Source organism: Pseudomonas sp. HMSC067G02, from assembly GCF_001813485.1.
Classification (GTDB): Bacteria; Pseudomonadota; Gammaproteobacteria; order Pseudomonadales; family Pseudomonadaceae; genus Pseudomonas; species Pseudomonas aeruginosa.
On the sequence record NZ_KV812656.1, the window covers coordinates 18,097 to 31,203 of the forward strand.

At 68.3% G+C, this 13,107-nt stretch carries 10 protein-coding genes; 8 read left to right on the forward strand and 2 right to left on the reverse strand.

Annotated features, from left to right (window positions below):
* Nucleotides 1-147: 147 nt before the first annotated feature.
* Nucleotides 148-3,000 (forward strand): RNA polymerase-associated protein RapA, encoded by a 2,853-nt coding sequence (gene rapA, locus HMPREF2914_RS10145; RefSeq protein WP_369700334.1) that lies wholly within the window; start codon nt 148-150, stop codon nt 2,998-3,000.
* A gap of 282 nt (nt 3,001-3,282) precedes the next feature.
* The gene (locus HMPREF2914_RS10150) at nt 3,283-3,738 is read left to right on the forward strand and encodes a universal stress protein (RefSeq protein ID WP_003091672.1); all 456 of its coding nucleotides are present in this window, start codon (nt 3,283-3,285) and stop codon (nt 3,736-3,738) included.
* A 69-nt stretch (nt 3,739-3,807) separates the two neighbouring features.
* On the opposite strand, the gene HMPREF2914_RS10155 is transcribed toward HMPREF2914_RS10150, so the two are convergent.
* Nucleotides 3,808-5,463 (reverse strand): phosphoethanolamine transferase, encoded by a 1,656-nt coding sequence (locus HMPREF2914_RS10155; protein ID WP_003091675.1) that lies wholly within the window; start codon nt 5,461-5,463, stop codon nt 3,808-3,810.
* A gap of 331 nt (nt 5,464-5,794) precedes the next feature.
* Here HMPREF2914_RS10155 and HMPREF2914_RS10160 point away from each other — a divergent pair, with 331 nt between their 5' ends.
* A complete protein-coding gene (locus HMPREF2914_RS10160; protein WP_009313705.1) occupies nt 5,795-7,975 on the forward strand; it encodes a putative bifunctional diguanylate cyclase/phosphodiesterase in 2,181 nt (726 codons plus the stop codon).
* Nucleotides 7,976-7,978: 3 nt separating this feature from the next.
* On the opposite strand, the gene HMPREF2914_RS10165 is transcribed toward HMPREF2914_RS10160, so the two are convergent.
* Nucleotides 7,979-8,869, reverse strand: a complete 891-nt coding sequence (locus tag HMPREF2914_RS10165; protein WP_003111584.1) for an NAD(P)-dependent oxidoreductase — start codon at nt 8,867-8,869, stop codon at nt 7,979-7,981.
* Nucleotides 8,870-9,017: 148 nt separating this feature from the next.
* Here HMPREF2914_RS10165 and HMPREF2914_RS10170 point away from each other — a divergent pair, with 148 nt between their 5' ends.
* The 5 genes from HMPREF2914_RS10170 (at nt 9,018) to HMPREF2914_RS10190 (ending at nt 13,104) form a co-directional block, all read left to right on the forward strand.
* Nucleotides 9,018-9,875, forward strand: coding sequence for a putative selenate ABC transporter substrate-binding protein (locus tag HMPREF2914_RS10170; protein WP_023091515.1), 858 nt, complete (start codon nt 9,018-9,020; stop codon nt 9,873-9,875).
* Nucleotides 9,872-10,675, forward strand: a complete 804-nt coding sequence (locus tag HMPREF2914_RS10175) for a phosphonate ABC transporter ATP-binding protein (RefSeq protein WP_003138286.1) — start codon at nt 9,872-9,874, stop codon at nt 10,673-10,675. The genes HMPREF2914_RS10170 and HMPREF2914_RS10175 overlap by 4 nt, the downstream gene beginning before the upstream one ends.
* Entirely contained in the window at nt 10,669-11,502 is an 834-nt protein-coding gene (locus HMPREF2914_RS10180) for a PhnE/PtxC family ABC transporter permease (RefSeq protein WP_022579668.1), read from the forward strand. The genes HMPREF2914_RS10175 and HMPREF2914_RS10180 overlap by 7 nt, the downstream gene beginning before the upstream one ends.
* Entirely contained in the window at nt 11,499-12,269 is a 771-nt protein-coding gene (gene phnE / locus HMPREF2914_RS10185) for a phosphonate ABC transporter, permease protein PhnE (protein WP_003091685.1), read from the forward strand. Before HMPREF2914_RS10180 ends, phnE begins: the two co-directional genes overlap by 4 nt.
* Before the next feature lie 106 nt (nt 12,270-12,375).
* Entirely contained in the window at nt 12,376-13,104 is a 729-nt protein-coding gene (locus HMPREF2914_RS10190; RefSeq protein ID WP_003130333.1) for a hypothetical protein, read from the forward strand.
* Nucleotides 13,105-13,107: the final 3 nt, after the last annotated feature.

The window sequence follows — 13,107 nt, forward strand, 5'->3', positions numbered from 1 at the left end:
CGCCGCTCGACTTGAGAACCAGCCGCCAGGCGGTCGCTCCCGTACCGACGGACGGCTCTCCGACGAAGCCCTGGCGCAACACGCAATCCATCGCCAAGCGTCGCTCAACGCCACGCGTTGCGGTACCATACCCGGCTTTTTTGGGAGGTGGACATGGCGCAGTATCAACCGGGGCAACGCTGGATCAGCGACAGTGAAGCGGAATTGGGCCTGGGGACCATCCTGGCCCAGGATGGCCGCCTGCTCACCGTGCTCTATCCGGCGACCGGCGATACCCGCCAGTACGCCTTGCGCAATGCGCCGCTGACCCGCGTGCGCTTCGCCCCCGGCGATGAAGTGACGCACTTCGAAGGCTGGAAGATGACCGTCCGCGAGGTCGAGGAAAGCGAGGGCCTATTGGTCTACCACGGCCTCACCGCGCAGAACGAGCAGCGCACCCTGCCGGAAACCCAGCTCTCCAACTTCATCCAGTTCCGCCTCGCCAGCGACCGTCTGTTCGCCGGACAGATCGATCCCCTGCCCTGGTTCTCCCTGCGCTACCACACTCTCGAACGCCGCAGCCAACTGCTCCAGTCCTCGCTCTGGGGCCTCGGCGGCGCCCGCGCCCAGCCGATCGCCCACCAGTTGCACATCGCCCGCGAAGTCGCCGACCGCATGGCGCCGCGCGTCCTGCTGGCCGACGAAGTGGGCCTGGGCAAGACCATCGAGGCCGGCCTGATCATCCATCGCCAGTTGCTCTCCGGCCGCGCCGGGCGGGTGCTGATCCTGGTTCCGGAAAACCTCCAGCACCAGTGGCTGGTGGAGATGCGCCGGCGCTTCAACCTGCAGGTGGCCCTGTTCGACAAGGAGCGCTTCGCCGAAAGCGATGCCAGCAATCCCTTCGAGGACACCCAGTTGGCCCTGGTCGCCCTGGAGTGGCTGAAGGAAGACGAACGCGCCCAGGACGCCCTGTTCGCCGCCGGCTGGGACCTGCTGGTAGTCGACGAAGCCCACCATCTGGTCTGGCACCAGGACCAGGTCAGCGCCGAATACGCGCTGGTCGAGCAACTGGCGGAGATCATTCCAGGCGTCCTGTTGCTCACCGCGACCCCGGAGCAACTCGGCCAGGACAGCCACTTCGCGCGCCTGCGCCTGCTCGATCCGAACCGCTTCCACGACCTCGAAGCGTTCCGCCGGGAGAGCGAGCAATACCGCCCGGTCGCCGAAGCGGTGCAGGAACTGCTCGACCACGGCAATCTTTCCGCCGGCGCGCGCACGGCCATCCACGGCTTCCTCGGCAGCGAGGGCGACGAGCTGCTGGCCAGCGTCGAGGGCGGCGATGAAGACGCCCGCTCGCGCCTGGTCCGCGAACTGCTCGACCGCCACGGCACCGGCCGCGTGCTGTTCCGCAACACCCGCGCCGCCGTGCAGGGCTTCCCCCAGCGCGAGCTGCACGCCTATCCGTTGCCGATGCCGAGCCAGTACCAGGAACTGCCGGCCGGCGAACACCCGGACCTGTATCCGGAAGTGAATTTCCAGCAACAGTGGGAAGACGGCGACGACAACAATCGCTGGTGGCGCTTCGACCCGCGCGTCGAGTGGCTGATCGATACCCTGAAGATGCTCAAGCAGTTCAAGGTCCTGGTCATCTGTGCCCACGCCGAGACCGCCCTCGACCTGGAAGACGCCCTGCGCCTGCGTTCGGGCATCTCCGCCACGGTGTTCCACGAAGGCATGAGCATTCTCGAGCGCGACCGCGCCGCCGCCTACTTCGCCGACGAAGAGTTCGGCGCCCAGGTGCTGATCTGCTCGGAAATCGGCAGCGAAGGCCGCAACTTCCAGTTCGCCCACCACCTGGTGCTGTTCGACCTGCCGGCCCACCCGGACCTGCTCGAGCAGCGCATCGGCCGCCTCGACCGGATCGGCCAGCGACACACCATCCAGTTGCACGTACCGCACCTGGAGAACAGCGCCCAGCAGCGTCTGTTCCAGTGGTACCACCAGGCGCTGAACGCCTTCCTCAATACCTGTCCCACCGGCAACGCCCTGCAACACGAGTTCGGCCCGCGCCTGCTGCCGCTGCTCGACGGCGGCGAGGACAAGGCCTGGGACGCGCTGCTCGCCGAAGGCCGCGCCCGTCGCGAAGCCCTCGAAGCGGAACTGCACAGCGGTCGCGACCGCCTGCTGGAGCTGAACTCCGGCGGCGCCGGCGAAGGCGAGGCGCTGGTGGAGGCCATCGAGGAGCAGGACGACGACTTCGCCCTGCCGATCTACATGGAGCGCCTGTTCGACGCCTACGGCATCCACAGCGAAGACCATTCGGAAAATGCCCTGATCCTCAAGCCGAGCGAGAAGATGCTCGACGCCGGCTTCCCCCTCGGCGACGACGAAGGCGTGACGATCACCTACGACCGTGCCCAGGCGCTGGCCCGCGAGGACATGCAGTTCCTCACCTGGGAACATCCGATGGTTCAGGGCGGCATGGACCTGGTGCTGTCCGGCTCGATGGGCAACACCTCGGTGGCGCTGATCAAGAACAAGGCGCTGAAGCCCGGCACCGTGCTGCTCGAACTCCTGTTCGTCAGCGAGGCCGTGGCTCCGCGCGCCCTCCAGCTCGGCCGCTGGCTACCGCCGCAGGCCCTGCGCTGCCTGCTCGACGCCAACGGCAACGACCTGGCCGGCCGGGTGTCCCTGGAAACCCTCAACGACCAGTTGGAAAGCGTGCCACGGGTCAGCGCCAACAAGTTCGTCCAGGCCCAGCGCGATGTGCTGGCCAAGCAGTTCGACGTGGCCGAGGGCAAGATCGTCCCGCGCCACGAGGAACGCGTGGCCAGGGCCAAGCAGCAGTTCGCCGCCGCCATGGACGAGGAACTGGCGCGCCTGACCGCGCTCAAGGCGGTCAACCCGAGCGTCCGCGACAGCGAGCTGGACAGCCTGCGCACCCAGCGCGAGGAAGGCCTGGCCCTGCTCGACAAGGCCTCCCTGCGCCTCGAGGCGATTCGCATCCTGGTCGCCGGCTGACGCCCGGCAACGGCTGCGCGAAACGAGAAGCCATGGGCCTCCCCCATGGCTTCTTTCATTTCATTTCCAGCGAAGGCCGCAACGGCGGATGGCCGCGCGGCGACCGTTCGCCCCGTTCCCCGGCCCCCGCCGGGCCGCGAGCCAGGCGTCGCAGCGGAATCGCGACGGTCGCCCTGCGACTTATTGACCTCCGGCAAAGGTCCGCCGGCCGCGAGGGTCTACAGTGTCCTTGAAGTTTCAAGAACGCCCGGCGGGCGGACACTCACTCTGGAGGGACACCTTATGTACGATCGCATTCTGGTAGCCGTGGACGGCAGCCCGGTCTCCGACCGCGCCCTGGAAGAGGCCATCAAGCTGGCCGGCCTCAGCGGCGGCAAGCTGCGCGTCATCACCATCGTCGACAGCCCGCTGCGCCACCTTCCCGACTACGCGGTGTACTACAACCCCGAGCCGCTGCGCGAAGCCGCGCTGAAAGCCGCCGATGACGTCCTGGCCAAGGCCCGCGAGAAGGTCGAGGCGAGCAACGTCGAAGGCGCCACCTTCGATCGCGTCTGCCAGGAGCGCGCCAGCGAGGAAATCGCCGAGCGCATCGAACTCGAGGCCCAGGCCAGCGATGCCGACGTGGTGGTCATGGGCACCCATGGTCGTCGCGGCATGCGCCGCCTGATGCTCGGCAGCGTGGCGGAAGGCCTGATCCGCGTGGCTTCGCGTCCGGTCCTGCTGGTCCGCGACAAATAAGGCGAAAGCCGACGAAAAAGGCCGTGGGGGGGAATCCTCCACGGCCTTTTTTCTTTCAGCCCCCGTCGCTCACTGGGCTGCCCTGGGCGCGCGGCAACTGGCGAAGATGTCCAGCGCCGGCTGGTACAGCGAAGTCTGTACGTCCAGCAGGCCGAGCACCGAGTGGAACAGGTTGTCGTGGCTCAGGTCCTTGTCGTCGCGCTTGCCGTCCAGGCAACTGCGCTGGATGCCCCAGTTGCCCAGCGCCTGCGGGGCGAACCACATGACCATCGGCACGTGGATCTGCGCCTGGGGCGCGATCGAATAAGGCGCCGCGTGCAGGTAGACGCCATTCTCGCCCAGCGACTCGCCGTGGTCGGACACGTAGATCATCGCCGTATCGCGCTTGTCGGCATTCCGCTTGAGCAATTCGATCACCTTCGTCAGGAAGTGGTCGGTATAGAGGATGGTGTTGTCGTAGACGTTCACCAGCTCTTCCTTGCTGCAACTTCCGAGCTGGTTGGTCCGGCATACCGGCTGGAAGCGTTCCATCTCCTTAGGGTAGCGCTCGTAGTACTCGGGACCGTGGCTGCCATCGGAGTGCAGGACGATGATGGCGTCGTCCTGCAACCCGTCGATGTACTCCTGCAGGCCTACCAGCAGCGACTCGTCCAGGCAGTTCTTGCCGTCGCAGAACGGACTCGGCTGGGTCTTCGGGATGTCCCGGTTGGGCACCCGCAGGCAGGTGCCCTTGCAGTCGCTGTTGTTCTCCAGCCACAACACCTGCACGCCGGCACGCTGGAGAATGTCCAGCAGGCCTTCGTGGGTCTTGGCCTTCTTGTCGCTGTAGTCCTCGCGCGGGTACTGGGAGAACATGCAGGGCACCGAGACCGCGGTGGAAGTGCCGCAGGAACGGACCTGGGTGAAGTTGACGATGTCCTGCTTGCTCAGCTCCGGGTTGGTCTCGCGGGCGTAGCCGTTCAGCGAGAAATGGTCGGCACGGGCGGTCTCGCCGACCACGAACACCAGCAGCGATTTCTTCTGTCGCTGCAGCGCAGCCGGCGCCTGGCGGGCGTCCAGGCCGATCGGCTCGACCACCAGGTGCTCCTTGATCACCAGGCGCTGCTTGGCGTACTTGCCCACCGCGTAGATGTAGTTGGTCGGGTTGATGAAGTGGGTCAGCTTGTCTTCCTCGCGGAAGATCGGCGCGTAGGTGGAATAGAAGCTGCCTACCATTACCGCGACGATCAGCAGGCAGCCGAGCAGCGTCAGGATCTTGTTCAGCAGGCCGCGGAAGAACGGCCGGTAGCGTACCGGCCAGAGCCAGATCAGCAGCGAAGGCAGGACACCGAGCAGCAGCAGGTAGCCGAGCAGGGTCGGGTTGACCAGGTCGCCGGCCTCGGTGGCGTTGGTCTCGAAGACGTTCTGCACCATCACCGTGTCGATGCTGATGCCGTAGCTGCCCATGAAGTAGGTCGCGCCGGCCGAGCACAGGGCGACCAGGGTCAAGGCCGGCTTGAGCAGCGGGCGGAAGGAAACCAGGGTCAGCAGGAGCGTGAAGGCGGCCCACAGGAACGCCGCGAACGAGGCGAAGAACGCGAAGCCCTTCAAGCCTTGCAGCGGCACCAGGCCATGCAGGGCCTTCCAGGTCGCCGCGTTGTAGAACACCACCAGAACCAGCGCGAACAGCATCACCAGCCGGGTCGAACCGATCGCCGGCAAGAAACGCTTGATACCCCCACCCATTGAAGCAACTCCTGAAACGTAACGGACCGCCGCCACCCCCGTGGCGGGGCGCCCGAACTCTATCGGGCGCCTGGTCAAAATTTCGTGAAGCCTCGCGAGCCCTCGCGGGCGCAGCGATCATGCCCGTGGCGATGGAGCCGGAACAAGCTCAGCTATGCCTTTTCTCCCCGGGAAGATGCCGAAACCGGCCGTATGTCGGCGGCCAGCGACTTCCTTCCATGCCGACCTTGCAGGTGGCTCCCGCTATCTATACTGGAAGCACAATGCCACCCCCATCCCCAGCCCGCGCCCGCGCCGTCCGCGGGTTTTCCGTGTCCAGGGAGACACCGCTATGGATTGGCAAGGCCTGCGCTTCCTCGGAGAGTCTCCCATCGACGGCTACGTGCTGCAGAACTGCACCTATTCTCCGTCGCTGGTGGCGCTCGCCTTCCTCGTCGCCTGCCTCGCCGGGTACACGGCGCTGGACATGGTCGAGCGGGTCGGCAACAGCCTGAGCCACCCGCGCCGCTGGCAATGGGTCGGGGCGTTCTGCCTGGGCAGCGGCATCTGGGCCACGCATTTCGTCGCCATGCTCGCGTTCCACGCGCCGATCGCCCTGCGCTACGACCTGCCGATCACCGGCCTGTCGCTGCTGATCGCCGTCGCCGCCTCGTACCTGGCGATGTACATGACCGCCCGCCCGCGCTTCGGCCTGCTGCCCTGCCTGCTCGCCGCCTGCTGCATCGGCCTGGGCATCGCCGCCATGCACTACACCGGGATGGCGGCGATGCGCTCGGTGGCCACCCAGTACTACCAGCCATCGCTGTTCGCCCTTTCGGTACTGATCGCCATCGGCGCCGCCTTCACCGCCCTCGCCGCGGTCCCCTACCTGCGCGGCCGGCGCAGCGCGCGCTACCGCTACATGAAACTGATCGCCAGCCTGCTGCTGGCCGGCGCCATCGCCGCCATGCATTTCACCGGGATGGCCGCGCTGGTGCTCAGCGTACCCGCCGGCACGCCGCTGGAACTGCAAGCCAGCGCCGACTCGCTGCGCCTGGGCTGGCTCACCGGAGTGCTCGCCAGCGCCATCGCCGCCTGCGGCATCTGGGCCGCATGGTCGGAGAAACAGCGGGAGCGCCGGCTCAGCGAAAACAGCCGGGTCAACGCCCTGCTCAACCAGCTCGACCACGCCCACGCCTCGCTGCGCCAGATGGCTCGCTACGACAGCCTGACCGGCCTGCAGAACCGCACGGCATTCAACGAAGTGTTCGTCCAGCACCTGGAGAACTGTCGCCTGAGAGGCAAGGGCCTGGCGGTGATGTTCCTCGACCTCGATCACTTCAAGCGGATCAACGATTCCCTCGGCCACGACTCCGGCGACGAACTGCTGAAGATCGTCTCCGAACGCATCCGCAGCGTGTTGCGCGATAGCGACGTGGTGGCGCGCTTCGCCGGCGACGAGTTCTGCGTGCTCGCCGACCTCACCCAGGACCACGAGGCGCACATCCTCTCGCAACGCCTGATGCAGAAGATGAAGGAACCCATCGCCCTGGACGGGCGCACCCTGGTGATGACCGCCAGCGTCGGCGTCAGCCTCTACCCGAACGACGGCGAGCAGTGCGAGGAGCTGCTGAAGAACGCCGGCCTGGCCCTGCACCAGTCCAAGGCCTGCGGGCGCAACAACGCGCAGTTCTTCAGCCGGCAACTGCTGGTGCGGGCGACCCAGGAACTGCAGATGGAGGAGGAACTGCGCCAGGCCCTGCGCGACGACCAGCTGGAGCTGCACTACCAGCCGATCCTCGCCCTCGCCGACGGCGAGGTACACCAGTTGGAGGCATTGGTGCGCTGGCGCCATCCGACCCAGGGCCTGCTCGGTCCGGACCGCTTCATCGGCCTGGCCGAAGCCAACGGCATGATCGACCAGCTCGACGACTGGGTGCTGCGACGCGCCTGCCGCGACCTGCGCAGCCTGCACCTGGCCGGCCACGAACGGCTGCGGGTGGCGGTCAACTGCTGCGCCAGCAATCTCGGCCGGGCCAGCCTGGTCGACGAAGTCCGTCATGCGCTGGAGCAGGCCGGGCTGGCGGCGTGCTTCCTCGAACTGGAGGTGACCGAGGACGCGCTGATGTACAACATCGACCAGACCATCCCGCTGCTCGAACGCCTCCGCGAGCTGGGCGTCAGCCTGTCGATCGACGACTTCGGCACCGGCTATTCGTCGCTCGCCTACCTGCGGCGCCTGCCGCTGGACGCGCTGAAGGTGGATCGCTCGTTCATCATGGACATCCCCGCCTCGCAGCGGGACATGGAAATCGCCCAGGCGATCATCGCGATGGCCCAGAAGCTCCATCTGAAAGTCGTCGCCGAGGGCGTGGAGACCCCGCAGCAACTGGCGTTCCTGCGGGAGAACCATTGCGAGCTGGTGCAGGGCTACCTGTTCAGCCGGCCGCTGCCGCTGGCGGCCCTGGAAGAGTTCCTCCGCGCCTACCGCTTCGACGCCGCGCCGCCGCTGCGCAGCCTGAACCAGGCCTGAGGTTCACTCGACGGCGGTCCGGTATTGCTCCACCAGGGTCGCCGGATCGCGTTCGAGATTGCCCTGGCTGCCGTGCAGACGCATCAGCTGTGCGGCCAACCCGCTCATCGGGGTGGCCGCGCCTTGCTCGCGGGACAGCTTCACCGCGGTATCGAGGTCCTTGAGCAGGGTCCGTACGTGCCACTTGACCGGCTCGTAACGGCTCTCGGCCATTTGCGGGGCGAGGATCTGCAACGGCTTCGAGTCGGCGAAGCCGCCCGCCAGCGCCGGAGCGACCAGGCTGGCGTCGACTCCGGCCCGCTCCGCCAGCGCCACCACTTCGGCGATCACCAGGGCGTTGCAGGCAACGATCATCTGGTTGCAGACCTTGGTCACCTGCCCGGCGCCCACCTCGCCCATGCGCGTCAGGCGCTGGCCGAGCCGGGAGAGGACCGGCCGCAGGCGCTCGATATCCGCTGCGCGTCCGCCGGCCATGATCGCCAGGCTGCCGCTTTCCGCGCCCGGCGTGCCGCCGGAGACTGGCGCGTCGACCCAGCGCGCGCCGCAGCGCGCCTCCAGCTCGGCGGCCATCTCGCGGGTGGCGGCCGGCTCGGCGCTGGAGAAGTCCACCAGCAACTGCCCGGGCCTGGCGTTCTCGACGATGCCGCCGGCGCCGAACACCACTTCGCGCACCGCCGCGGTATCGGCCAGGCAAAGCATCAGGATTTCCGCGTCGGCGGCCAGTTCGGCCGGGACCTCGACGGCTTTCGCGCCTTCGGCCGCGAGCAACTCGCGTTTGCCCGGCGAACGGTTCCACACCGCCAGCGGATAGCCGGCGGCCAGCAGCCGGCGGCACATGGGCACGCCCATCAGGCCGAGACCGGCGAAGGCAAGGGAAGGCAGGGAAGCGGACATGGCGGACTCCAATACGCAACGAATGGGCACGGGGAGCGCCATATTACCCGCGAGGCGCCGGCGAGCAACGCCGCGACGGCTGCCCAAGCGGGCCGCGCACCACTATACTCCCCGGGTTTTTTCCGCCATTGAACCGGAGAACTCTCCCATGTTGAAACGCTCCCTGGCGCTCGCCGCCGGCATCGCCCTGTCCCTGTCCGCCGCGCTCGCCCACGCCGAAGCCCTGAAAGAACTCAAGGTCTCGGCGATCCCCGACGAAGCGCCCACCGAACTGCTGCGCAAGTTCAAGCCGCTCGGCGCCTATCTGGAGAAGCAACTCGGCATGCCGGTGAAGTTCGTCCCGGTGGCCGACTACGCCGGGGTGGTCGAGGCGCTGGCCGCCGACCGCCTGGACATGGCCTGGCTGGGTGGCTTCACCTTCGTCCAGGCGCGGCTGAAGACCGGCAACGCCATCCCCCTGGTGCAGCGCGAGCAGGACCAGCAGTTCACCAGCAAATTCATCACGGCCGATCCCCAGGTGAAATCCCTGCAGGACCTGAAGGGCAAGACCTTCGCCTTCGGCTCGGTCTCCTCCACCTCGGGCAGCCTGATGCCGCGCTACTTCATGCAGAAGGACGGCATCGTCCCCGAGCAGTTCTTCTCCCGCGTCGCCTACTCCGGCGCCCACGACGCCACCGCGGCCTGGGTCCAGGCCGGCAAGGTCGACGCCGGCGTGCTGAACGCCTCGGTCTGGCAGAAGCTGGTGGACAGCGGCAAGGTCGATACCGCCAAGGTCAAGGTCTTCGCCACCACGCCGACCTACTACGACTACAACTGGACCGTGCGCGGCAACCTCGACCCGACCCTGGCCGAGAAGATCAAGCAGGCCTTCCTCGCCCTCGACCCGGCGAAACCGGCCGACAAGGAGATCCTCGACCTGCAGGCCGCCAGCCGCTTCATCGAGACCAATCCGGACAACTACAAGGGCATCGAGGAGTCCGCACGCGCCGCCGGCCTGCTGAAGTGAGCCTGAGCCTCGACGGCGTGGACCTGGTCCACGCCGACGGCCAACGCGCCCTCGCCGACATCCGCCTGCGCCTGGCCGCCGGCGAACGGGTGGCCCTGATCGGACCTTCCGGCGCCGGCAAGACCAGCCTGCTGCGGGTGCTCGCCAGCCAATGGCGGCCCAGCGCCGGCCGTGTCGAACTGCTCGGCGAGGAGCCCTGGGCGCTATCCGCCGCCGCCCGCCAACGCCTGCGCGCGCGCATCGGCCTGGTCCACCAGGCGCCGCCGCTGCCGCCACGGCAGCGGGTGGTCAGCGCGGTACTGGCCGGACGCCTCGGCCAGTGGCCGCTGTGGAAGAGCCTGGCCAGCCTGGTCTATCCGCTGGACCGCGCCGGCGCCCACGACGCGCTGCAACGCCTGGATCTCGGCGACAAGCTGTTCCAGCGCTGCGACCAGCTTTCCGGCGGCCAGTTGCAGCGGGTCGGCATCGCCCGGGTGCTCTACCAGCGCGCCGAGCTGATCCTCGCCGACGAACCGGTCTCGGCCATGGACCCGGTGCTCGCCGGCCATACCCTGGCCCTGCTCAACCGCGAGGCCGCCGCGCGCGGCAGCACCCTGCTGGCCAGCCTGCACGCGGTGGACCTGGCGTTGCAACACTTCCCCCGGGTGATCGGCCTGCGCGCCGGACGCATCGCCTTCGACCTGCCCGCCGGCGAAGTCGACCGCGCCGCGCTGGACGCCCTCTACGCCAACGAACAACTGCAAGCCGAGCGCGCCAGCCCGGCCAGCGAACCCGCCGTGGTGCACATCCCACGATGCTGAACGCCGCTTCTCCACCGCGCGATCCCGCCGCCCTGCCGCGCCTGCTGCTGACCCTGGCCGCGTTGCTGCTGCTCTGGCCGGGGCTGCGCCTCAGCGAACTGGATATCCCCGGCCTGTTCAGCGGCGACAACGCACGCACCATGGGCGGTTTTCTCGCCGGCTTCTGGCCGCCGGCGCACGATCCCGAGTTTCTCGCCCTGCTCTGCCGCGCGACCCTGGAAACCCTCGCCATCGCCACCGCCGGCATGGCCCTGGCCTGGCTCCTGGCGTTTCCCGCCGCACTGCTGGCGACCCGCGCCCTGTCGCTCTCGGCGCTGCCGCGCGGCGGCCTGCCGGCCTGGTGGGCACGGGCGCTGCGCTGGCCGGTGCGCGGCCTGCTGATCCTCCTGCGTAGCGTGCCGGAAATCGTCTGGGCGCTGCTGTTCGTCCGCGCCGTGGGCCTGGGGCCCACCGCCGGGGTGCTGGCCATCGCCATCACCTATGCCGGCATGCTCGGCAAGGTCTACGCGGAAATCTTCGAGTCGGTGGATCCGCGCCCCACCCGCGCCCTGCTGCTGGGCGGCGGATCGCGGCTGGCGGCGTTCGCCTACGGGGTGCTGCCGAACGCCGCCGGGGAAATGATTTCCTACACCGTCTATCGCTGGGAGTGCGCGATCCGCGCTTCGGTGGTGATGGGCTTCGTCGGCGCCGGCGGCCTCGGCCAGCAGATCGACCTGTCGCTGCGGATGTTCGCCGGCGGCGAGGTTGCCAGCATCCTGCTGACCTTCCTCCTGCTGGTCCTCCTCGCCGACCTGCTGAGCCGCTTCCTGCGCGGGAGGCTGGCATGAGCCGGACCTGGCGCCTGCTGCTCTGGCCGCTGCTGGTGGTGGCCGCGGTGGGCGCCTCGTTCGCCTACCTGGACATGGACACCGCAGGTCTTTTCAGCGGCAAGGGACTGGGCCAGATGGCCGCCTACGCCAGCGAGTTCTTCCCGCCCGACCTGTCCGCCCCGCACCTGCGGGCGATTGGCCGGGGGCTGCTGGAAACCCTGGCCATGTCGGCCATCGGCACCCTGCTGGCGGCACTGCTCGGCCTGCTCTTCGCGCTGCCAGCGGCGGGTCGCTTCGGCGTGCCGGCGCAGAGCCTGGCGCGACTCCTGCTCAATGCGCTGCGCGCCGTGCCGGAGCTGGTCTGGGGTGCGCTGATGGTGCTGGCGGCCGGGCTCGGGCCGAACGCCGGGACCCTCGCCCTGGCCCTGCACACCGGCGGCGTGCTCGGCCGGCTGTTCGCCGAAGCCCTGGAGAACACCCCGGCGCAGCCCGCCGAGGCCTTGCGCCTGGCCGGCAGCGGACGCCTCGCGGCATTCGCCTATGGCACCCTGCCGGGGGTCTGGCCGCAACTGGTGGCCTATACCCTGTACCGCTGGGAGAACAATATCCGCATGGCCAGCGTGCTGGGCTTCGTCGGTGCCGGCGGGCTCGGGCAGATGCTCTATTTCAGCCTCAGCCTGTTCCAGCAGGCCCAGGCCGCCACGGTGATCCTGGCCATGCTGGTCCTGGTGCTCGGGGTCGACAGCCTGAGCGCCTGGGCGCGGCAGCGCTGGGTCAGTCAATAACCTCCCTTAGGAAATTTCCGAATCCCGTCGAAGATCGGCCATCATCGACGGTCAGAGACATCGGGGAGGCGGCTTGCGCCTCCGCTCATCCAGGGAGAGGAAAATCATGCGTACACCACTGCTATCCGCGCTACTGCTGGGCCTGCTGGCCCTCGGCGGCTGCAGCCTGCCCCAACAGCAGGCCGGCGCGCCGACCGAGCAGCGGCTCGGCACCCAATGGGGCGAAGGCGTCGCCTCGCCGGTCACCTCGGTGGCCCTGCGACGTCTATCGGAGCAACCGGTCGATCGCCGCCAGGTGTTCTACAGCGCGAGCCGCTTCGATGGACGTGCCATCAAGGAACTGCCCCTGGCCAAGGGCCGGGTGGGCTTCGCCGTACTCGACGAGGATGGCGGCAAGTTCGACCTGGTGCAGCACCGCAGCACCCTGCAACTCCAGGGTCGTGAAGGCCAGCGCTACCGACTGTGGCTGAACAACCTCGGCAGCGCGACCTACGAGGTGGTCGCCACGGTAGACGGCCTGGACGTGCTCAACGGCCAGCCGGGCAGCCTGAAGAACCGCGGCTATGTGCTGGAACCGGGCGAGAACCTGGTGATCGAGGGCTTCCGCAAGAGCGAACGGGAAGTCGCGGCATTCCGCTTCGCCAGTCCCGACGATGCCTACGCCAGCAACAGCGCGGCCGGCGACAGCCGCAACCTCGGCGTGATCGGCGTGGCCCTGTTCGAGCTGGACGCTCCGGCCAGCGGTCGCGAGGCGCCGGCCGACGGACCGCAGGCATTTCCCGCCGACGCCCGGAACGGCGGCGGCTACGCGCCGCCGCCGCGCTATCGCGACTGAGGC